The organism is Staphylococcus saprophyticus subsp. saprophyticus ATCC 15305 = NCTC 7292 (assembly GCF_000010125.1).
Classification (GTDB): Bacteria; Bacillota; Bacilli; order Staphylococcales; family Staphylococcaceae; genus Staphylococcus; species Staphylococcus saprophyticus.
Genome location: NC_007350.1, coordinates 1,530,029 through 1,553,189, shown reverse-complemented (window position 1 = coordinate 1,553,189; position 23,161 = coordinate 1,530,029). Strand labels below are relative to the sequence as shown.

The 23,161-nt window shown below is 32.8% G+C and carries 19 protein-coding genes and 2 pseudogenes; 19 read left to right on the top strand and 2 right to left on the bottom strand.

Annotated elements, in window-relative coordinates:
- Positions 1-28: 28 nt before the first annotated feature.
- On the top strand, positions 29-1,027 hold the full coding sequence (locus SSP_RS07590) for a hypothetical protein (protein ID WP_011303256.1): 999 nt from the start codon (positions 29-31) through the stop codon (positions 1,025-1,027).
- Positions 1,028-1,076: 49 nt separating this feature from the next.
- Here SSP_RS07590 and SSP_RS07585 read toward each other — a convergent pair whose 3' ends face one another.
- Positions 1,077-1,682, bottom strand: coding sequence for a hypothetical protein (locus SSP_RS07585; RefSeq protein ID WP_199189036.1), 606 nt, complete (start codon positions 1,680-1,682; stop codon positions 1,077-1,079).
- An 87-nt stretch (positions 1,683-1,769) separates the two neighbouring features.
- A complete protein-coding gene (locus SSP_RS13180) occupies positions 1,770-1,949 on the bottom strand; it encodes an HTH domain-containing protein (RefSeq protein WP_011303254.1) in 180 nt (59 codons plus the stop codon).
- 442 nt (positions 1,950-2,391) lie between these two features.
- Between SSP_RS13180 and rbfA the strand changes: the two genes are divergently transcribed.
- The 18 genes and pseudogenes from rbfA (at position 2,392) to rny (ending at position 23,071) form a co-directional block, all read left to right on the top strand.
- A complete protein-coding gene (gene rbfA / locus SSP_RS07580) occupies positions 2,392-2,736 on the top strand; it encodes a 30S ribosome-binding factor RbfA (RefSeq protein WP_002483451.1) in 345 nt (114 codons plus the stop codon).
- Between the two features lie 227 nt (positions 2,737-2,963).
- A complete protein-coding gene (truB, locus tag SSP_RS07575; protein WP_011303253.1) occupies positions 2,964-3,881 on the top strand; it encodes a tRNA pseudouridine(55) synthase TruB in 918 nt (305 codons plus the stop codon).
- A gap of 13 nt (positions 3,882-3,894) precedes the next feature.
- On the top strand, positions 3,895-4,866 hold the full coding sequence (locus SSP_RS07570) for a bifunctional riboflavin kinase/FAD synthetase (protein WP_011303252.1): 972 nt from the start codon (positions 3,895-3,897) through the stop codon (positions 4,864-4,866).
- 104 nt (positions 4,867-4,970) lie between these two features.
- Positions 4,971-5,240, top strand: a complete 270-nt coding sequence (rpsO, locus tag SSP_RS07565) for a 30S ribosomal protein S15 (RefSeq protein ID WP_002483448.1) — start codon at positions 4,971-4,973, stop codon at positions 5,238-5,240.
- A 154-nt stretch (positions 5,241-5,394) separates the two neighbouring features.
- Positions 5,395-7,488: a polyribonucleotide nucleotidyltransferase gene (gene pnp, locus SSP_RS07560; RefSeq protein ID WP_011303251.1), complete on the top strand. Its 2,094-nt coding sequence runs from the start codon at positions 5,395-5,397 to the stop codon at positions 7,486-7,488.
- Positions 7,489-7,868: 380 nt separating this feature from the next.
- Positions 7,869-9,542 carry a ribonuclease J2 gene (rnjB, locus tag SSP_RS07555; protein ID WP_011303250.1) on the top strand — a complete coding sequence of 558 codons (1,674 nt, stop codon included), beginning with the start codon at positions 7,869-7,871 and terminating at the stop codon, positions 9,540-9,542.
- A gap of 301 nt (positions 9,543-9,843) precedes the next feature.
- Positions 9,844-10,729, top strand: a pseudogene (locus tag SSP_RS13375) (cell division protein FtsK); the annotation flags it as partial.
- Positions 10,730-10,830: 101 nt separating this feature from the next.
- A pseudogene (locus SSP_RS13370) lies at positions 10,831-12,294 on the top strand (DNA translocase FtsK); the annotation flags it as partial.
- A 2-nt stretch (positions 12,295-12,296) separates the two neighbouring features.
- The gene (locus SSP_RS07545) at positions 12,297-13,010 is read left to right on the top strand and encodes a GntR family transcriptional regulator (RefSeq protein ID WP_011303248.1); all 714 of its coding nucleotides are present in this window, start codon (positions 12,297-12,299) and stop codon (positions 13,008-13,010) included.
- Positions 13,011-13,041: 31 nt separating this feature from the next.
- On the top strand, positions 13,042-14,310 hold the full coding sequence (yfmF, locus tag SSP_RS07540; RefSeq protein WP_011303247.1) for an EF-P 5-aminopentanol modification-associated protein YfmF: 1,269 nt from the start codon (positions 13,042-13,044) through the stop codon (positions 14,308-14,310).
- Positions 14,310-15,602 carry an EF-P 5-aminopentanol modification-associated protein YfmH gene (yfmH, locus tag SSP_RS07535; RefSeq protein ID WP_011303246.1) on the top strand — a complete coding sequence of 431 codons (1,293 nt, stop codon included), beginning with the start codon at positions 14,310-14,312 and terminating at the stop codon, positions 15,600-15,602. Before yfmF ends, yfmH begins: the two co-directional genes overlap by 1 nt.
- 2 nt (positions 15,603-15,604) lie before the next feature.
- Positions 15,605-16,309 (top strand): elongation factor P 5-aminopentanone reductase, encoded by a 705-nt coding sequence (ymfI, locus tag SSP_RS07530; protein WP_011303245.1) that lies wholly within the window; start codon positions 15,605-15,607, stop codon positions 16,307-16,309.
- A 341-nt stretch (positions 16,310-16,650) separates the two neighbouring features.
- A complete protein-coding gene (locus SSP_RS07520) occupies positions 16,651-17,481 on the top strand; it encodes a DUF3388 domain-containing protein (RefSeq protein ID WP_002483440.1) in 831 nt (276 codons plus the stop codon).
- A gap of 32 nt (positions 17,482-17,513) precedes the next feature.
- Entirely contained in the window at positions 17,514-17,906 is a 393-nt protein-coding gene (locus tag SSP_RS07515) for a helix-turn-helix domain-containing protein (protein WP_011303244.1), read from the top strand.
- 50 nt (positions 17,907-17,956) lie between these two features.
- Positions 17,957-18,538 carry a CDP-diacylglycerol--glycerol-3-phosphate 3-phosphatidyltransferase gene (gene pgsA, locus SSP_RS07510; RefSeq protein WP_011303243.1) on the top strand — a complete coding sequence of 194 codons (582 nt, stop codon included), beginning with the start codon at positions 17,957-17,959 and terminating at the stop codon, positions 18,536-18,538.
- Positions 18,539-18,767: 229 nt separating this feature from the next.
- Complete coding sequence (locus SSP_RS07505) at positions 18,768-19,910, top strand: CinA family nicotinamide mononucleotide deamidase-related protein (protein WP_011303242.1); 1,143 nt, start codon at positions 18,768-18,770, stop codon at positions 19,908-19,910.
- A gap of 175 nt (positions 19,911-20,085) precedes the next feature.
- Positions 20,086-21,135 (top strand): recombinase RecA, encoded by a 1,050-nt coding sequence (recA, locus tag SSP_RS07500; RefSeq protein WP_002483436.1) that lies wholly within the window; start codon positions 20,086-20,088, stop codon positions 21,133-21,135.
- Between the two features lie 376 nt (positions 21,136-21,511).
- A complete protein-coding gene (rny, locus tag SSP_RS07495) occupies positions 21,512-23,071 on the top strand; it encodes a ribonuclease Y (protein WP_011303241.1) in 1,560 nt (519 codons plus the stop codon).
- Positions 23,072-23,161 lie beyond the last annotated feature (90 nt).

Here is a 23,161-nt window from a genome sequence, read left to right as displayed (position 1 = left end):
TAAACTTAGAATAAATAGGAGGTTATAAATGATGAGTGAATATTTAAAAGAAATAAATGAATTCTGGCAACAATATTTAGATCAATATAACTCTATTTATGATGAATCGACATTAAAAGCAATCATTAAAAATAATGATACTACAGCATTTTTACATCCTAGAGATTTAGAATATATAAAAAAACATTTCGGTGAAAATTTTATGGAAATTCCAAGATTTAAGAAAATGATTGATTTCGCTAATGGTAAAGTGACAGTTAATAAAAATAGACAAAAAGTGACATTCGAAAATGCTGAACTTAATCCTGCGACTGCGCGACCTTATTTTGGAAATCCTGAAATTGCAGATATCGTTATATTAAAAAAACAACCCGAAAATGATTTTAAAATATACGAACTCAGTTTGCCTGAAGCTGAAGCAATAGAATATAGAAAAAGGATCTTGTTAGATATTCAAGGTAAATTAACATTTGATGGTCAAAAATTATTTTTACCTTATATTGATTGCCATAGATGGTTTGTAAAATATTTATATAGTAATGCGTCAACTTTAAAATACTTTAATATTGACCCTAATCGTTTAATGGTTATTAAATTTTTCCCTTATCAAACAGGTCATGCAGCAGGTATACCGAAAGATTTCTTATCATTTAAATATATACTTCCTTCCCAGAGGCAAAATTTTAACTTGTTAATTAAAATGCTAAAAGATGATAAAAAACGAATTTATATCGTAAGTGAGGAAGAATTATATATATCCATTTTCAAAAATTTTGCGGATAGTGATATTTGTGAATATTTAATTGAAAACCTATTTGTATTATCTTCTAAACAAAATAGACATCTTACGTTATGTAACGTATTGAGTTATAAAGAGCATAGGGAACGTCTGAGAAAAAAACAAGCGTTATCAAAAATTGAGTATTACAAATGGAATCAAGAACAAAAGGCTGCACGCGAAAATGGTGATTCTGATTTTCACAAGAAAATGGATTCTATGAGATATGAATTTTCTAATTCTAACTAATAAATAAAAAAGCTTATAGTATGTGTGTCTCACTAACTGTAAGCTTTTTTTAAATGTCGTAATTATTGAATAAAACTTGTATTTTTCTTTTAAATTCATCGACATAGGATTGTGGTTGTAGAAGTATGATAGCCTGAGGATATAGATACGCTAAATGCATACTTTCTTCTTTTGAAATAATTAGGTTAACGATAGTCCCATCTGCTGAAGGAGTAGTATCTAAGATAATGAATTGTCTCTTTATTTCTGGCCAAATATCATCTTTCACTAGCAGTTTCACTTGTTTAATATGATTAAAGATATCGCGTTCAAATACTTGATTTGTTAGTTTAATATCTGTAATTGTTGTTAAATCACGCGTATATATTTCTTCCTCATATAAGTACGTAATCCAATACACGTTATCAAAATAGCGCGTATAAATTGGAATGATGTTAGGGAGCTCGACATTATCAAGTTGTATAGTGAGTTTATGATTATTCTCGATTGCAAGTTGAATTTTATAGATTAAAGTAGACTCATTGAGTTCACGATGTATTTTGAATTGGCTTAATAATTTATTAGATAATAATTTTTCTGCTAGATTTGAATTAGCATTCAAACCACGAATGAGATTATATGTATCTTCATGAATAACCGGGGTGAAATCTTTCATTCGAAAAATAAGATTTAGCAATCTATTTTTTTTAAAATTTATAACTATCAATCTTTAAGCGATGTTTTTCAATTGTAGTATCGTATATTACTTTGCCTTCAAGACCATGCCATTCATGATCTTCATAAATAAATTATTTATATCACTAATGTCTCTTTGAATCGTACGTATATTAACTTGTAGTTTTTGTGATAAGGCTTCTTTGCTTATCGTTTTACCATTTAGTAATCGGGTGTAAATATAGAGCAGACGTTCTGGTTTTTCCAAAAAAGATGCAACTCCTAAAGTTTTAAAATCAAATCAATTATAATATCGATTAGTTTTATAGTATAGCACTATATTTTTATAAATGTGTAAAATCATTATGAATTGACGTACTAAAGTTGATGGCTTTGATGAAAAACACATGCCATTTACACTTAAGCATAAAAATTCATCGCTTAGGCAATTTAAATATAGAATTATAGCGTTCTTATGAAATAATGTTTCAAAAATTAACAGTTAGGAATTAAAATTATGCTCAACTGTCATATAATATGTTGTATTTATATATGACATGCAATATATTGTAATGACAAACATAACTCTACTGATTCGATAAAAGGGAATACAAAGTAATAATATTTGTTTGACGTCATGAAATAAACTGTCATATAATTTGTTAGTAAGGAAACAATTGACGAAGTAAGATATATGTGAGGTGAAAAATATGAATATGAGAGCAGAACGTGTAGGCGAACAAATGAAACAAGAAATCATGGATATCGCTAATAATAAAGTTAAGGATCCAAGAATTGGTTTTTTAACAATTACTGACGTACAATTAACCAATGATTTATCTATTGCAACGGTTTATTTAACTGTTTTAGGTAATGAAAAACAAAAAGCAGATACCTTCAAAGGCTTAGAAAAAGCTAAAGGCTTTATAAAATCTGAATTAGGCTCTAGAATGAGACTCCGTATCATTCCAGAATTGAATTTTGAATATGATGAATCGATTGATTATGGTAATAAAATCGAAAGAATGATTCAGGATTTGCATAAAAAAGACTAAATATTAATTAACATGTCTTTGATTCAATATGAAGTGGACAGTTGATTAATATATTATTACATTCTATTTAGCTCAATATTTGAATTTAGATTGTAGATTCTTAGTGTAGGAGCGAGAACTTGAAATCGAATAGATTTCAGTCTCGCTCTTTTTTACATAAACGCGTAAATCAATACATGTTAGTATAGTATATATAATAAAAATGAGACTCTGAAGGTGAATTGAAAATGTATAATGGGATTTTACCGGTGTTTAAAGATCGTGGATTAACAAGTCATGATGTTGTATTCAAGTTGAGGAAAATTTTAAAAACGAAAAAGGTTGGTCACACGGGTACGCTAGACCCAGAAGTTTCAGGTGTTCTACCAATTTGTATTGGCAGTGCTACGAAAGTGAGTGACTACATTATGGAAATGGGTAAAACTTATAAAGCTACAGTTAGTTTGGGCATAACAACGACGACTGAAGATCAGACTGGAGAAATATTAGAACAAACAGCTGTTAATGAACAAGATGTTTCTGCTAAGTCGATAGATGATGTTTTACAACAATTTAAAGGTGAGCTGATACAAATTCCACCAATGTATTCTTCCGTAAAAGTAAATGGTAAGAAACTATATGAATATGCAAGAAACAATCAAGTAGTTGAAAGACCAGAGCGAAAGGTCAACATTTATCAAATTAATCGAATTTCAGATTTGCGTTTTGTAGACGATACTTGTCAATTTGATATGATAGTTGAATGTGGTAAAGGTACATATATTAGAACACTTGCCACAGATATTGGTAAAGCACTTGGGCTACCTGCACATATGTCAAAATTAACACGTACGCAAAGTGGTGGATTTGATATCAATGAGAGTCTAACACTTGAAGATATAAAGTCACTGCATGAGCATGACACGTTACTTGAGAAATTATTTCCTATAGAATATGGTTTGAAAGGTATTGAACAAATTTTAATTACTGATAACGCCATTAAAGGAAAAATATTAAATGGACAAAAGTTTTACAAAGCTGAGTTCAAGCAAAATATAGACGACATCGTTATAATGGTAGATAATGAAACACATAAAGTGTTAGCAATTTATGAACCACACCCAGAAAAACTTGATGAAATTAAACCTAAAAAAGTGTTTAACTAAAGGAGTCATACACATGAAAGTGATAGAAGTAGCTCATCCAATTCAAGATAATCAATATATAACAGAAGCGGTTGCGATGGCTTTCGGATTTTTTGACGGTATGCATAAAGGTCATGCAAAAGTATTTGAAACATTAGATGCCAAAGCAAAATCCCAAAATTTAAAAAAAGCAGTCATGACATTTGATCCGCACCCTTCAGTTGTATTAAATCCTAAATTAAAGAGAACAGATTATTTAACACCAATTCAGGATAAGGTGGAAATTTTAGAGTCATATGGTATAGATTATTGTATCGTTATTAATTTTTCATCTAAGTTTGCTGAAGTTACGGCTGAAGAATTTATTCAGGATTATATTATCAAAAATAATGTAAAAGAAGTGATTGCTGGCTTTGACTTTACATTTGGTAAATTCGGTAAAGGGAACATGATGATTCTTGATGAAATGTCTGAGTTTAATACAACAGTTGTGAGTAAACAAGAGATTGAGTCAGAAAAAATATCTACAACAGATATTAGAAAATCGCTTAAAACAGGCGATTTGCAGAAGGCCAATGAAGAATTAGGTTACCGATATCGTATTAAAGGTACAGTTGTTCAGGGTGAAAAACGAGGGAGAACAATTGGTTTCCCTACGGCTAATGTGCAACCGAGTGGTGATTATGTATTGCCGAAAAATGGCGTTTATGCTGTCAGCATGGAAATTGGTGTAAACAAAGAAACATATCGAGGCGTAGCCAATGTTGGGGTTAAACCGACGTTTCATGATCCTTCCAAAGCACAAGTAGTTATTGAAGTGAATTTATTCGACTTTAGTGAAAATATTTATGGTGAACGTGTAACCGTATATTGGCATCACTATTTAAGACCAGAAATTAAATTTGATGGAATAGATCCTTTAGTTGAACAGATGAACAAAGATAAAGAAAAAGCAAAATATCTATTATCGGTTGATTTTGGTGATGAAGTATCATATAATATTTAAGTCGAATGTGTAATCCACATTTATGCACCTTTACCTTGGCAGCTCGAGACTCCGACGTTTTGCTCGGATAAAGGCGAATAAAAATTAAAAGGAGGAAATTGACAATGGCAATTTCACAAGAACGCAAAAATGAACTAATTAAAGAATATCGTACACACGAAGCAGACACTGGTTCTCCAGAAGTCCAAATCGCTGTATTAACTGCAGAAATCACTGCGTTAAACGAACATTTACGTGAACACAAAAAAGATCATCATTCACGTCGCGGATTATTAAAAATGGTAGGTCGTCGTAGACACTTACTTAACTATTTACGTGACAAAGATGTTCAACGTTACCGTGAATTAATTAAATCATTAGGTATCCGTCGTTAATTTTAAGACGTTTATTGATAGGGAAAGAACCTTTAGGGTCCTTTCCCTTTTTTATAATTTAGAACAGCTATTTTTTAAAAAGGAATATACTAATATAAAATTATTCTAAGAAATGATATGATAGAACTAATAGATATATGAGAGGAGATTCGTAATGTCTCAAGAGAAAAAAGTTTTTAAAACCGAATGGGCAAACAGATCATTAACGATTGAAACAGGTCAACTTGCTAAACAAGCTAATGGTGCCGTACTCGTTCGTTATGGTGATACAGTAGTTTTATCTACTGCAGTAGCTTCAAAAGAACCACGTGATGGTGACTTTTTCCCATTAATGGTTAACTATGAAGAAAAAATGTATGCAGCTGGTAAAATTCCAGGTGGATTTAAGAAACGTGAAGGTCGTCCAAGCGATGAAGCAACGTTAACTGCACGATTAATTGATAGACCAATCCGCCCATTGTTCCCTAAAGGTTATAAGTATGATGTTCAAATAATGAATACTGTACTTAGTGCTGATCCAGATTGTTCACCAGAAATGGCAGCTATGATAGGTTCATCTATGGCATTGAGTGTTTCTGACATTCCATTCCAAGGGCCTATTGCCGGTGTGAAGGTGGGATATATTGATGGTGAATACGTAATCAATCCAACGGTAGCACAAAAAGAAGTGTCGCGTTTAGACCTAGAAGTTGCTGGTCATAAAGATGCAGTGAACATGGTTGAAGCGGGCGCTAGCGAAATTACTGAGAGTGAAATGCTAGAAGCTATTTTCTTTGGACATAGCGAAATTCAACGATTGGTTAATTTCCAACAAGAAATTGTTGATCATATCCAACCAAAGAAAAAAGCATTCGTTCCTGTAGAAAAAGATGAAGTATTAGTTGAAAAAGTTAAACAACTAACACAAGAGAACGGTTTAAAAGATGCTGTTTTAACATTTGATAAACAACAACGTGATATCAATTTAGATGCGCTCAAAGAAAAAGTAGCAGCTGAATTTATTGATGAAGAAGACGCAGATAACGAAGTGTTAATTAAAGAAGTGAATAGTATATTAAATGACTTAGTCAAAGAGGAAGTTAGACGTTTAATTGCTGAAGAAAAAATCAGACCTGATGGCCGTAAAACAGATGAAATTCGTCCATTAGAATCAGAAGTAGGTGTCTTACCTAGAGCGCATGGTTCTGGTTTGTTTACACGTGGTCAAACACAAGCACTATCTGTCCTAACTTTAGGTTCAATGAGTGAATATCAAATCCTAGACGGTTTAGGGGAAGAAGAACAGAAACGTTTCATGCATCATTATAACTTCCCAAACTACTCAGTAGGTGAAACGGGTCCTGTTCGTTCTCCAGGTCGTCGTGAAATTGGTCATGGTGCATTAGGTGAACGTGCATTGAGCCATATTATACCGGATTTGAAAGACTTCCCATATACTGTAAGAATTGTAAGTGAAGTATTAGAATCCAATGGTTCGTCTTCACAGGCATCAATTTGTGGGTCTACATTAGCATTAATGGATGCTGGTGTGCCGATTAAAGCACCTGTTGCAGGTATTGCTATGGGCTTAGTGACACGTGATGATAGTTATACAATCTTAACAGACATTCAAGGTATGGAAGATGCACTCGGCGATATGGACTTTAAAGTTGCAGGTACAGCTGAAGGTATCACTGCAATTCAAATGGATATTAAAATTGATGGTTTAACAAAAGAAATTATTAAAGAAGCGTTAGATCAAGCACGTGAAGGTCGTCTAGCTATATTAGATCACATGCTACAAACTATCGATACGTCTCGTAGCGAATTAAGTGCTTTTGCACCTAAAGTAGTTACGATGACAATTAAACCAGAGAAAATTAGAGATGTCATTGGACCTGGTGGTAAAAAAATTAATGAAATCATTGATGAAACTGGCGTGAAACTTGATATCGAACAAGATGGTACGATCTTTATTGGTGCAGTTGATAAAGATGCCATAGCACGTGCACGTTCAATCATTGAAGATATTACACGTGAAGCAGAAGTTGGACAAGTTTATGAAGGTAAAGTCAAACGTATTGAGAAATATGGTGCGTTTGTTGAATTATTCCCAGGTAAAGATGCACTTGTTCACATTTCGCAAATTGCGAATGAACGTATTGATAAAGTCGAAGATGTTTTAAAAGTCGGCGATATTTTCAAAATCAAAGTAACTGAAATTGACAAACAAGGTCGTGTCAATGCATCACATAAAGCATTACTATAAATTAGAGTTTTATCATAAAATTGGTATTGTAACTATAACGAGAGACTAGTTAACTGAATGTAACTTCCTACAATAGCATGTCATCGATTCTATTGTTGGAAGTATCACATTGCAGTATTTGCTAGTTTCTTTTTTTTTACATATAAAAATGCTAATAAGGAAGTTTGTAATTATAAATAGTATATAAACGGAATTTCAGTTTGTGGAAAATTTTCAAGTCGCATTGTATATTAAGTCAATATAAATTGAGTGATTATAGAATTAAAATAGATATAAACTATTTGTTGTAATTACTTTAATAGTGTACATAAAGCGCATTTTAACTTATAATAAATTATGAGTTTATATATGGACGGGGAAATTAAATAGGAGGTAACATTTTGAGTTTAATAAAGAAAAAAAATAAAAACATTCGTATCATTCCACTCGGCGGAGTTGGAGAAATTGCGAAAAATATGTATATCGTCGAAGTGGACGATGAAATGTTTATGCTTGATGCTGGTTTAATGTTCCCAGAAGACGAAATGCTGGGCGTAGATATTGTTATTCCAGATATTCAATACGTAATAGAAAATAAAGAAAAATTAAAAGGGATCTTTCTAACGCATGGACACGAACATGCTATTGGTGCTGTAACGTATGTGTTAGAACAAGTTGATGCTCCGGTATACGGTTCGAAATTGACGATTGCTTTAATTAAAGAGAATATGAAAGCACGCAATGTTAATAAAAAAGTTAGATACTACACAGTGAATAATGAATCAGTGATGCGTTTTAAAGGGGTAAATGTCACTTTCTTTAATACGACGCACAGTATTCCAGATAGTTTAGGTATTTGTATCCATACTTCTTATGGCGCAATTGTTTATACGGGTGAATTTAAATTCGACCAAAGTTTACATGGACATTATGCACCAGATTTGAAGAAAATGACTGAGATAGGCGAAGCGGGGGTGTTTGCTTTAATTAGTGATTCGACTGAAGCTGAAAAGCCAGGTTATAATACACCAGAAAATGTGATCGAATCACATATGTACGATGCATTTACAAAAGTGAAGGGCAGATTAATTGTATCTTGTTATGCTTCTAATTTTATAAGAATTCAACAAGTATTAAATCTTGCGCAAAGATTAAATAGAAAAGTGTCATTCTTAGGACGTTCACTTGAAAGCTCATTTAACATTGCTAGAAAAATGGGATATTTTGATATTTCAAAAGATTTATTAATTCCAATCAATGAAGTTGAAAATTATCCTAAGAATGAAGTGATTATCATAGCCACTGGTATGCAAGGTGAACCTGTTGAAGCGCTTAGTCAAATGGCTCAGAAAAAGCATAAGATAATGAATATCGAACCAGGGGACTCTGTCTTTTTAACTATTACAGCTTCTGCCAATATGGAAGTGATAGTAGGTAATACTTTAAATGAATTAGTACGTGCAGGTGCTGAAATTATACCAAATAGTAAAAAAATTCATGCTTCTAGTCATGGTTGCATGGAAGAGTTGAAGATGATGATTAACATAATGAAACCAGAATACTTTATACCAGTAAATGGTGAATTTAAAATGCAAATTTCTCATGCTAAATTAGCTAATGAAGCAGGTGTACAACCTGAAAAAATCTTCCTTGTAGAAAAAGGCGATGTTGTTAACTACGATGGTGAAGAAATGATTTTAAATGAAAAAGTAAATTCTGGAAATGTACTTATTGATGGTATCGGTGTAGGAGATGTCGGTAATATCGTATTAAGGGATCGTCATTTATTAGCGGAAGACGGTATATTTATTGCTGTGGTTACGCTTGATCCAAAAAATAGAAGAATAGCGGCAGGTCCAGAAATTCAATCAAGAGGTTTCGTTTATGTAAGAGAAAGTGAAGCACTTTTAAATGAAGCTGAAGAAAAAGTCCGTGAAATTGTCGAATTAGGTTTACAAGAGAAACGCATTGAATGGTCTGAAATTAAACAGAGTATGCGTGATCAAATTAGTAAATTATTATTTGAAAATACGAAACGTCGTCCGATGATTATTCCAGTTATTTCTGAAATTTAATAATTTCAATACTAAACAAAGAGGTTAAGACATACGCTTAGGTAAATATATTTAAAAGTAGATTAAGGTGACATGTTAAGCAATTTTGCCATAAATCCAACCTTTAAATGCACTAAGAGCGAAAAAATGTCTTACCTCTTTTATGTTATTATGTAAGAATGCGAAACTTTATTTATACATAAATATTAATAACTATGAGAAACTTGCATATATTTTAAACGAAAATGTTATATCACATATGTAGGAATTGAACATATGATGACGCATATTTGAAAACTGAGTCGAAAAGAAGGTGTTAAATTTGGCACAAACGAAAAAAAGATCAACAGCTAAGCGAAAACCTGCAAATACAAGAAGAAAGACATCGAATAAGAAGAAACAACAAGGTGATCATCCCTTAAGATATATATTGGCAATTGCAATTTTTGTCATCATCGTCTTAGGTGCTTTTCAACTTGGTATAGTGGGAACAATGATTGATAGTTTCTTTAATTATTTATTTGGTAACAGTAGATTTTTAACTTATATACTTATTTTGATTGGAACTATATTCATTACATATTATAAAGCATTACCTAAAACGAGACGTACAGTGGGTGCCTTCGTATTACAATTAGCTTTATTGCTAGTTACACATATTGTTTTTTATTTTACAAACAAGGTACAAGCGCAACGGGAACCAGTATTGTCATTTGTATATAGTTCATATAAACATACGAATTTTCCGAATTTTGGCGGAGGACTCTTAGGTCATTATTTATTATCGATATCTATACCGCTTATTTCAATTGTAGGTATTATTATTGTCACAATTTTACTTATAGCTTCAAGTATTATTTTACTTTTAAAACAAAAGCACCGAGATGTATCTAAAATATTATTTGAAAAGTTAAAAGTTAAAAGTCAGGATGCTTCAGAAAATTATAAAGAAAAGCGCAAACAAAATAAAATCAAAAAAGAAGCGAATGCACGCGTAAAAGCTGAGAAGAAAGCTGAGCGTGAGAAACAACAACTAGAAGCGAGTGAGCAACAAGACATTAAAGATGTTAGCGAGCTAGAAGAAGTACCAAACGAAACAAGTAACCAACAATTATCTATCCCTATATACGGACATAGTGAAAATGATGAAGAATCTACAAATCAAAGTCCAAATACTAAAAAACAACGTACTAAACGCATGTACGATCATGAAGCGGATAATGTTCAACATACAGAGCATGATACAAATGATGCGGATTTGGCTTCATTAGATCAATCTATGGATGCTACTGAAGAAACTGAAGATAGTCAAAGCGATGCGGTTAACTCGATTTCAGAAGCTGGAGAAGTGGAAAACGAGGCATACACGATTCCACCACTCTCATTACTTAAGCAACCAGCGAAACAAAAAGCAACTTCAAAAGCAGAAGTTCAGAAAAAGGGGCAACTGCTAGAAACAACACTTAAAAATTTTGGTGTAGATGCTAGAGTGACACAAATAAAAATCGGTCCTGCGGTAACACAATATGAAATTCAACCTGCACAAGGTGTTAAAGTAAGTAAAATTGTAAACTTGCACAATGATATCGCACTTGCACTTGCAGCTAAGGATATTCGTATTGAAGCACCTATTCCAGGACGTTCTGCAGTGGGTATTGAAGTACCAAATGACAAAATTTCACTTGTATCACTTAAAGAAGTATTAGATGAGAAGTTCCCTGCAAAAAATAAATTAGAAGTAGGATTAGGAAGAGATATCTCAGGTGATCCTATAACAGTTGAATTAAATAAAATGCCTCATTTACTTGTTGCTGGATCTACAGGTAGTGGTAAATCCGTATGTATCAATGGTATTATCACTAGTATTTTACTTAATGCAAAGCCGCATGAAGTAAAACTTATGTTAATTGATCCGAAAATGGTAGAATTGAATGTATATAATGGGATTCCCCATTTATTGATACCGGTAGTTACAAATCCTCATAAGGCATCTCAAGCTTTAGAAAAAGTTGTGGCCGAAATGGAGCGTCGTTATGATTTATTCCAACATTCATCTACAAGAAATATAGAAGGTTACAACGAAGCGATTAGAAGACAAAATCTTGAGCTAGATGAAAAACAAGCTGAACTACCTTATATCGTGGTTATTGTGGATGAATTAGCTGATTTAATGATGGTTGCTGGTAAAGAAGTAGAAAATGCAATTCAAAGAATTACTCAAATGGCTCGTGCAGCAGGCATTCATTTAATCATTGCAACACAACGTCCTTCTGTGGATGTGATTACTGGTTTAATCAAAAATAACATTCCAAGTAGAATTGCTTTTGCTGTTAGTTCACAAACGGATTCTAGAACGATTATTGATAGCGGTGGCGCAGACAAGCTATTAGGAAAAGGTGACATGCTATATGTTGCAAATGGTGGTTCTACAAGAACGCGTGTGCAGGGTGCATTTTTAAGCGATCAAGAAGTGCAAGACATTGTTAATTATGTAGTAGAACAGCAAAAAGCGAATTATGTTAAAGAAATGGAACCAGACGCACCAGTAGAAAAATCAGAAATGAAGAGTGAAGATACGCTTTATGATGAAGCATATTTATTTGTCATTGAACAACAAAAAGCGAGTACTTCTTTATTACAAAGACAATTTAGAATTGGTTATAATCGCGCTTCCAGATTAATGGATGATTTAGAACGAAATCAAGTTATTGGACCACAAAAAGGAAGTAAACCTAGACAAATATTAGTGGATTTAGATAGTGATGAGGTGTAAAAATGGAACTGACTTCTGTTTATAAAGTTAAAGAGTGGATGATACAACAAATCAAAGATGGCAAATTACAACATGGTGAACCATTACCAAGTAATTTAGCAATAGCTAGAACATTAAATGTAAAGACAGATGATGTCTATGATGCAGTAGATGAATTAATCACTGAACAAGTTTTATCAAATAATTTAGAAGAAGGTGCACGTGTTAAATCACTGCACCCATTCTATTATCCTTTAGGAGAAGTTGTAAGTATAAGTAGAATGATTGAAGATCAGGGTTATAGTGCTGGGACAGAATATATTAGTTTTGATGAAAAACCAGCGACCTCATTAGATTCAAAACGATTAAATATTGCAGATAAGGCAAACGTTACAATTATAGAACGTGTCAGAACGGCAAATAAGAAACCCGTAGTATATTGTTTAGATAAAGTGCCTGCGAGTGACTTAACATGCGCACAATATCAAAATAGCGATGAATCGCTACTAGGTGCTATCGAAGCACATACGGGAAAAAAAGTGGCATATGCTGATACTGAAATGGAGGCCATCAGTTATGAGCCGCACATTTCAGACATCTTAGGTGCATCACCACATGAAGGGCTTATGTTATTGAAATTAGTCCATTATGATAAAGATGACCAACCAATACTTTATTCTTTTAATTATTTCAAAAGTAGTTTAGTAAAATTTAAAACGGTTAAAAATAGTTTATAATAAGAAATTTATGAAAGTGAGGCATGACAATTTGAAGAACAAAAATACTCAGAATGACATACATATTAAAGTAATGCCAACTACAAAATTTAAAACGACCACAATAACGTTGAAATTTATGGCTCCCTTAGAAAGTGACACCATGACTGCGCGTTCGATTCTAAGCAAAGTATTAGTTCGAGCAACCAAACAATGGCCTACAGATAAAGCATTCAATAGACATTTATCACATTTATATGGCGCCTATGTGAATAGTTTTGTTTCAAAATTTAAAGATAAGCATGTTATAAGCATTTCATTAGAGTTAATTAATGAACGTTATTTGAAAGACCAAACACCATTATTTGAAAAAGGTGTGGCATTGTTAAAAGAAATTATTTGGAACCCGTTAGTGACTGATCAACAATTTGATGAGGTTTTTGTGTCACAAGAAAAATCTTTATTAGGTAAAAAACTAGAAGCGATGGTTGATAACAAATCGCAGATTTCATTTTTAAATTTATTAAAACATATGTTTGGAGAACATCCTTATAGACATTTGGCTACAGGTCAAATAGAATGCATAAAAAGTGTAACGCCAGAAACTTTATACGATACATATCAATCTATGCTACAAAATGATTACTGTGCAGTTTACGTCGTTGGTAACGTAGATGAAGCACAAGTTAAAACGCAATTGAAAACTTATTTCGATATCAAACCTTTCCACTTTGAATTAACGCAAGACGCACCTATGAAACAAGCACATACATTACCACAAGAAATTGTTGAAGTGGACGATGTAGATCAAGCTAAGTTGAATATGGGCTTTAGAATGCCTGCAAAATATGGCGACGCAGCGTATTTTACAATGGTTGTATTTAATGTAATGTTCGGTGGTGACCCTTCATCTGTATTATTTAATGAAGTCCGTGAAAAACAAAGTTTGGCATATTCAATTCATTCACAAATTGATGCAAAAAATGGCTTCATGTTTGTATTGAGTGGTGTATCCATAGATAAACATGAAGTTGCAAAAGATACAATTATCAAAGAATTTGAAAAGTTCCAAAACGGTCAATTTGAAGAAGATAAGCTAGCATTAGCTAAAAAAGTAATTCTTTCGCAGAGACAAGAATCACATGACAGACCAAAAAGTATGATAGAAATTTTAAACAACAATATCTTATTAGATGAGCCTATGTCAGAAGAAGGTTATTTTGAAGGTATCCAAAGTGTTACAAAATCAGATGTGCAACAATTAGCGCAAGCGGTTGTGCTTGATACCATTTATATTCTGACAAAAGGAGGTAATGACTAATGCGAGAAAATTATTATGAACAAATAGATGAACGTGTATTTGAAGCAGAATTAAATAATGGATTGAAATTATTTATTATCCCCAAAAAAGGGTTCCAAAAAACATTTGTGACGTATACTACAAAGTTCGGCTCGTTAGATAATAAATTTAAGCCACATGGTAGTGATACTTTTGTCACTGTTCCAGATGGTGTAGCGCATTTCTTAGAACATAAATTGTTTGAAAACGATGATGATAGTGAAGATTTATTTACGGCATTTGCTGAAGATAATGCACAAGTCAATGCATTCACTAGTTTTGATCGTACAAGTTATCTATTTAGTGCAACAGATCATGTGGAGCGTAATATTAAACGCTTATTAACAATGGTTGAGTCACCTTATTTCACTAAAGAAACAGTAGATAAAGAAAAAGGCATCATAGCTGAAGAAATTAAAATGTACCAAGAACAGCCTGGTTACAAATTAATGTTTAATACATTGAAAGCTATGTATGATACACATCCTATTCGTGTGGATATTGCAGGCAGTGTAGAGAGTATTTATGAGATTACTAAAGATGATCTTTATTTATGTTATGAGACATTTTATCATCCATCGAATATGGTACTCTTTGTTGTCGGCGATGTAGATGTAGCAAATATTTATGATGTCGTGGCAACGCATGAAAATCAACGCGATAAAGAAGCACAACCGCAAATAGTTAGAGATCCATTGATAGAAAAAGCAACTGTAAATGAATCCAAAGTGACTGAAACTATGAAATTGCAATCACCTCGATTGATGTTAGGCTTTAAAAACAATCCGTTAGTTGATGAACCCGACGCATCTTTTGTAAAGAGAGATTTAGAGATGACACTTTTCTATGAAATGTTATTTGGTGAAGAAACAGATTTTTATCAATCTTTACTTAACGAAGATCTAATTGATGAGACATTTGGATATCAATTTGTATTAGAACCGACATATAGTTTCTCAGTAATTACGAGCGCAACACAGTATCCTGATAAATTAAAAGCGTTACTTTTAACAGAAATTGAAAACAACCAAGGACAACTGAATGATGAAGAAGCATTTAGTTTACTAAAAAAACAATTCATAGGTGAATTTATTTCAGGGTTAAATTCTCCGGAATACATAGCGAACCAATATACGAAATTATATTTTGAAGGCGTAAGTTTATTCGATTTATTGGAAATTGTTGAAAGCATCACTTTAGAGAGTGTAAACGAAACTTCAAAAATGGGCTTGAACCTAGAGCAAGTTGTTGATAGTCGTTTGGAGATGAAATAAAAATGAAGGCATTAGTGATGGGTGGTTCTGGTAGTATAGGTACAGCTATCGTTGATCGTCTATTGTATGACGGTTATGAAGTTATCATTCAGTATAATCAGGCTAATGTTGATACACTGCAGTCGCAATATAAAAGTCAGCCTGTACAATTCATACAAATAGATTTAATGCAGGACATCGATTTTGCGGATTACTTTGATTTTATTACTAATTTGGATTGCCTTATTTATGCGAGTGGCACTGCATTATATGGACAAATACAAGATATGACAGACGAAATGATTGATTTAGCTTATCAAATTCACGTAAAACAATTCATACGTGTTTGTAGGTATTTTGTTGATCAACTAAGACAAAGTCAGAGTGGTAGGATTGTTGTTATTTCATCTATTTGGGGTGAAACAGGTGCAAGTATGGAATCAGTTTATTCTGCAATGAAAGGTGCCCAAATTGCTTTTGTAAAAGCATTGAGTCAAGAACTTGCAATGACTTCAGTAACGGTGAACGCTATTGCACCCGGTTTGGTAAGTGGTAATATGGCTCGAGTTTGGAGTGAAGCGGAATTGGCAGCAATTACTGAAGACTTGCCACAACAAAGATTGATAGATCCGACTGAAATTGCTCACACATGTAGTTATCTATGTCATCCTTTTGCGAAAAGTATCACCGGAACAATTCAAAAAGTGAATGGCGCTTGGTACTTGTAAATAATTTAAGTAAACTATAGAAAATAAAACAACTTTGAAACATTCAATGATATAATGTCAGTAAGTATGAGGAAGTAATTTTCTAAAAAGTTTTGTATTACTATTTAACTTAGATGACTGATGAAAGGGTTATTATAGCTAAAGTGAAGTAGCACGTTTGTAGTTCATTCTAGTCGTTAGTTGTTCATATGATCTAATAGGATGATTCTTATATTTATGCTCAGCCAATAAAACAAAACGTCAATGATATAATTTATAAAATAATGTTTATTTAAAGTGTATCATTTGCTGTTTATCATAAAAGACAACATATGGTTTATAAACAAAGGGGTGTTTATTTCATGACAGTAGCAACTAAAAAAGAATGGTATTTAGAATATGAGATAACAATGAACCGAGCTGGCCTTTTAGGAGATGTTTCTAGTTTATTAGGTTTGATGGGAATTAGTATTGTGACTATCAATGGTATTGATGAAGGTCGTAGAGGGCTATTAATAAAGTCAGATAGTCTAGATAAAGTGCATAGATTTGAAAATATCGTAACAGAAATAGATGATATATCTATAACAAAATTGCGTAAACCAGAGTTACGTGATCGTTTAGCTGTGAGACATGGAAGATACATAGAACAAGATGCAGATGATAAAAAAACGTTTCGTTTTGAAAGAGATGATTTAGGTTTACTTGTTGATTTTATGGCAGAATTATTTAAAGAGAAAGGCCATAAATTAATTGGTATTAGAGGTATGCCGAGAGTAGGTAAAACTGAATCAATCGTTGCAGGTAGTGTGTGTGCGCACAAGAGATGGTTATTTATCAGTTCAACGTTAATTAAACAGACTGTTCGTAGCTCTTTAATTAAAGGAGAATATGATTCTGATCATGTTTATATTATCGACGGTGCAGTCACAGCGAGAGAGTCTAGTCAAAAACATCAAGAATTAGTTAAAGAAGTTATGAGTTTACCAGCAATAAAAGTAGTCGAACATCCTGACTTGTTCGTTGAAACGAGTGATTATGAAATGAGTGATTTTGACTATATCATCGAATTACGAGAAAATAAAAATCAAGAAATTCAATATGAAGAAATGAAAAAGAAAACAGTTAAAAGTAAAAATAACTTAGATTTTGGTGATGATACGTTTGGTGGCGGATTTGGATTTTTTGAATAAAATATGAATAGTTATTGAGGAGGACTAACATTTTGAATTTAGTTGGTCAAACTTTAAAAGGACGTCGAGAACGTTTAGGTATGACACTAAACGAACTTGAAACGCGTACCCAAATAAAAAGAGAAACACTTACACTGATTGAGAATAATGATTTTGAATCGTTGAAAAATGTAAATTATGCAGAAGGTTTTATTAGGAAATATGCAAAAGCAGTGAATATCGACTCAGTACAGTTAATTGAGGCGCATAGAGAAGAAATTCCTAGTAATGATGAATCGCTTCAAAATGCAATAACTGCTTTTTCAAAAGAAGATAAACCGACTTATCGAACTAAAAATAAAGAACCATTGCAAGTGGCCGTTGTAATAAGTATATTTGTTATTATTACAGCACTTTTATGGATTTTTTCAGTATTAATTTTTTAATCTGTAAGTCCAAGTACGTCATAAGTTATAAATAGAAAAGAGGACTTTGTATGAATATACCGAATTGGATAACTGTATTTAGAGTTATACTCATTCCAATCTTCCTATTGTTTGCTCTAGCGAATTTTGGATTTGGTAAAATTTCATTTATCGGTGGTAATGAAATTAGAATAGAATTATTAATTAGTGGCATTATTTTTATCGTCGCATCATTAAGTGACTTTGTAGATGGTTACTTAGCGCGTAAATGGGAACTTGTAACAAACATGGGTAAATTTTTAGATCCATTAGCAGATAAATTACTAGTATCAAGTGCTTTGATTGCGCTCGTACAAGTAGATTTAACCAATTCTGTAGTTGCAATTATTATTATTGCTCGAGAATTTGCTGTTACGGGATTACGCTTATTACAAATAGAACAAGGTTTTGTTAGTGCTGCAGGTCAGTTAGGTAAAATAAAAACTGCTGTTACTATGGTTGCCCTTGTTTGGATTCTTTTAGGCGATCCATTGTCTAGCTGGATTGGTTTTGAATTAGGACAAGTATTACTATATATCGGTGTATTTTTCACTATCCTATCAGGAATTGAATATTTTTATAAAGGTAGAGATGTGTTTAAGGCAAAATCATAAACACATTAACATCATAACGCTATAAATCGGGGCATGTAGATAATTTGGACATGCTTCGATTTTTTTAATTTTTATAAACAAGTCGTATAGAAGCGCTTTTACATGAACGAATCTTTCGTTATTTATGGTTTTTCATTTTATAATATAGGGAAGTAGAAATATATTGTTAATTAGAAGCTATAAGGAATAAATTATTTACAAAAATGTAAATGTCTCAGGAGGAAACGTTTTGAATATATCTATTATTGCGGTAGGATCAGAATTATTATTAGGACAAATCGCTAATACTAATGGTCAATACTTATCAAAATTATTTAATAGTGCTGGCCATAATGTGGTTGAACATACAGTGATTGGTGATAACCCACAAAGATTAGAGAGAGTAATTAATAAAGCATTAGAAAATTATGATACCGTTATATTAACTGGAGGCTTGGGCCCTACAAAAGATGATTTAACTAAGCATACAGTTGCGAAAGTATTAGATCGAGATTTAGTTATCGATCAAAATGCACTCGACTACATCGAACAATATTTTAATGAACAAAACGTCGAAATGACGCCAAATAACCGTCAACAAGCGTTAGTCATTGAAGGTGCGCATGTCTTGGATAATAAGGTCGGTATGGCCCCAGGAATGCTTGTCCAACAACATGGAAAGCAAATTGCTTTGTTACCAGGTCCACCAAAAGAAATGAAATCGATGGCTAAAGAGGCGTTATTACCTTATTTTATAAATGGTGAAAATACAATATTTTCAGAATTACTTCGCTTTGCGGGTATAGGAGAATCAAAGGTCGAAACAGAATTAATGGATTTAATCGATCAACAAACGAACCCTACGATAGCGCCATTAGCTGGGTCTCACGAAGTCAATGTAAGATTGACAGCAAGTGGTGAGACACAACAAGTATGTGAAACGTTAATAGCGCCGCTTAAAGAAGAAATTTTAGAACGTATCGGTAAATATTATTATGGTTCTGATGATATTGTTATAGAACAAGCATTTATGAATAATATGACAAAAACATTTGCCATTTATGATGGGGTGACAGATGGTATATTATTTTATCGGATGAAAAATTTTGATAATAATCAGTTACTTCAAGGTATGTTATCTCACCACACGCAATTTATAGATGAACGTGATATAATAACATCTCAACTTTCAGTATCTGCTCAGATTGTCAAAGACATGTTTAACACGGAAATAGGTATTTCAGTGATACATCAACATGATACGGTATATTTAGGTATTTTAGAAAATGATGAATTAGCTGTACAATCATTTAAAATGACACAAAGAAGACATTTAATTAAAAGCAGAACTCAAAATTATGTGTTGATTAGATTACTAAATTGGTTTAAATAAATACGAACAGTATACAGAAAACGCGAAAAATAGCACGTGTGTTCTATTTTAGCATTATTGAATTCAAATATTAGCGAACAAATATTCGCAAAATACTTGCGAAATTATCTGAATCAAGGTATAGTGAATATAAGATATTTTTTCGAGAGATAAATCTCATTTAGGAGGTCCAGCATTGGATAACGATCGTCAAAAAGCTTTAGATACGGTAATTAAAAATATGGAGAAATCATTTGGTAAAGGTGCTGTTATGAAATTAGGCGACAACAAAGCGCGCAAAGTTTCGAGTGTATCAAGTGGTTCTGTAACATTAGATAATGCTTTAGGTGTAGGTGGTTACCCTAAAGGAAGAATCGTAGAAATTTATGGTCCAGAAAGTTCTGGTAAAACAACTGTAGCGTTACATGCTATCGCTGAAGTACAAAAAAATGGCGGTGTTGCAGCGTTCATAGATGCTGAGCATGCATTAGATCCTGTTTACGCAGAAGCTTTAGGCGTAGATATACAAAATTTATATTTATCTCAACCTGATCATGGGGAACAAGGTTTAGAAATTGCCGAAGCATTTGTTAGAAGTGGCGCTGTTGATATCGTTGTGGTCGATTCAGTTGCTGCGCTTACACCTAAAGCTGAAATTGAAGGTGAAATGGGAGATACGCACGTTGGTTTGCAAGCACGTCTTATGTCCCAAGCCTTGAGAAAGCTTTCCGGTGCAATTTCAAAATCAAATACAACAGCAGTATTTATCAACCAAATCCGTGAAAAAGTTGGTGTGATGTTCGGTAATCCTGAAGTTACACCAGGTGGACGTGCTTTGAAATTCTATAGCTCTGTTCGTTTAGAAGTGCGCCGTGCGGAACAATTGAAACAAGGTCAAGAAATTGTTGGTAATAGAACAAAAATTAAAGTCGTTAAGAATAAAGTAGCACCACCATTTAGAGTTGCAGAAGTTGATATTATGTATGGTAAAGGTATCTCTAAAGAAGGAGAATTAATTGACCTAGGTGCTGAACATGAAATTGTAAATAAATCAGGGGCTTGGTATTCATACAATGGTGAACGTATGGGACAAGGTAAAGAAAATGTGAAATTATACCTCAAAGAAAACCCTGCTATTCGAGAAGAAATTGATCAAAAATTACGGGAAAAATTAGGTATCTTTGACGGTGACGTTGAAGAAAAAGAAGCTGAAAGTCCTGCTACACTTTTTGATGAGGAAGAATAACTAAAGTTCTGGTTATCAGTAGAGCGTTATAAAATATAATTTGAGTTATTTATTACTAATAACATAATAATAAGCTTAGACATTCAAGCGTGTCTAAGCTTATTTTTTGTATATGAATAAGAATATAAAAATATTATATGAAAATATTTTTCATTTCAAATGTGCTGTGAGTTAAGTAAGCGCAATCGGTAAAGTAAATATTGTGTAAAAGGAACGCTTCAAATATTGAATTAATGTGTATGGAAACCTTGACACTTCTTAGCTGTAAACCGTACAATTACATTGTATGATTCTTTTAGAACTTCATATAATCATATTTAATCATATTGAAATTTGATATACAGAGCAAAATCCTAGATAAAAAGGGGGTGTTTGTGTGAATTTATTAGGCCTCCTACTCATTTTGCTAGGTATTATTCTCGGAGTTGTTGTAGGGTATATTGTTGCCCGAAATTTGTTGCATCAAAAGCAATTACAAGCAGGACAAACTGCCGAAGATATTATCGAACAAGGTAATAAAGAAGCAGAGAATATTAAGAAGGAAAAGCTCCTAGAAGCTAAAGAAGAAAATCAAATCATAAAAGAGCAAAGTGAAATTGAACTTCGTGAAAGACGTGGTGATCTTCAAAAGCAGGAAGCAAGACTTCTACAAAAAGAAGAAAACTTAGAGCGAAAATCTGATCTATTAGATAAAAAAGATGAGATTTTAGAGCAAAAAGAGTCTAAACTTGAAGAACGACAACAACAAGTAGATGCAAAAGAGAGTAGTGTTCAAACATTAATAAATAAGCATGAACAAGAATTAGAACGCATCTCTGGTCTCACTCAAGCAGAAGCTGCACAAGAGCAACTTCAAAGAGTTGAAGATGAATTGTCACAAGATATTGCAATACTTGTTAAGGAAAAAGAGAGAGAAGCAAAAGAAGCAGTCGATAAAAATGCAAAAGAACTATTAGCAACTACTGTTCAAAGGTTAGCTGCAGAGCATACTTCTGAATCTACAGTTTCTGTTGTTAATTTACCGAATGACGAAATGAAAGGTCGAATCATTGGTAGAGAAGGTAGAAATATCAGAACGTTAGAAACGTTAACTGGTATTGACTTAATTATAGATGATACACCAGAAGCCGTAATTCTTTCTGGTTTTGACCCAATTAGACGTGAAATTGCAAGAACTGCATTAGTAAATCTTGTTTCGGATGGTCGAATCCATCCTGGACGAATTGAAGATATGGTAGACAAAGCTCGAAAAGAAGTAGACGACATTATTAGAGATGCAGGGGAACAAGCTACATTTGAAATAAATGTACATAACATGCATCCAGATCTTGTTAAGATCTTAGGTCGTTTACAGTATCGTACTAGCTATGGACAAAATGTATTGAAACATTCTATCGAAGTTGCTCACTTAAGTGGTATGTTAGCAGCAGAATTAGGTGAGGATATTACATTAGCTAAACGTGCTGGCTTACTTCATGATGTTGGTAAAGCTATTGATCACGAAGTAGAAGGTAGCCATGTTGAAATCGGTGTAGAATTAGCGAAAAAATACGCTGAAAATGAAACAGTCATTAATGCAATACATTCCCATCATGGTGATGTTGAACCAACTTCAATTATTTCTATCTTGGTTGCTGCAGCAGATGCACTTTCAGCTGCGAGACCGGGTGCTCGTAAAGAGACTTTAGAAAATTATATTAGAAGATTGGAAAGATTAGAAACACTATCTGAAAGTTATGAAGGTGTTGAGAAAGCATTCGCAATCCAAGCAGGTAGAGAAATTCGAGTTATTGTATCACCAGATACTATCGACGACTTAAAATCACATCGCTTAGCAAGAGATATTAAGAGCCAAATTGAAGATGAACTTCAATATCCAGGTCATATAAAAGTGACAGTTGTTCGTGAGACTAGAGCAATTGAATATGCAAAATAAAAGTTAATTATTAAACGATTAATTTTTGAAATTTAAACAAACTAAACGATATTTCGTTTAGTTTGTTTTTTTTAATATTTTAGAATAAAA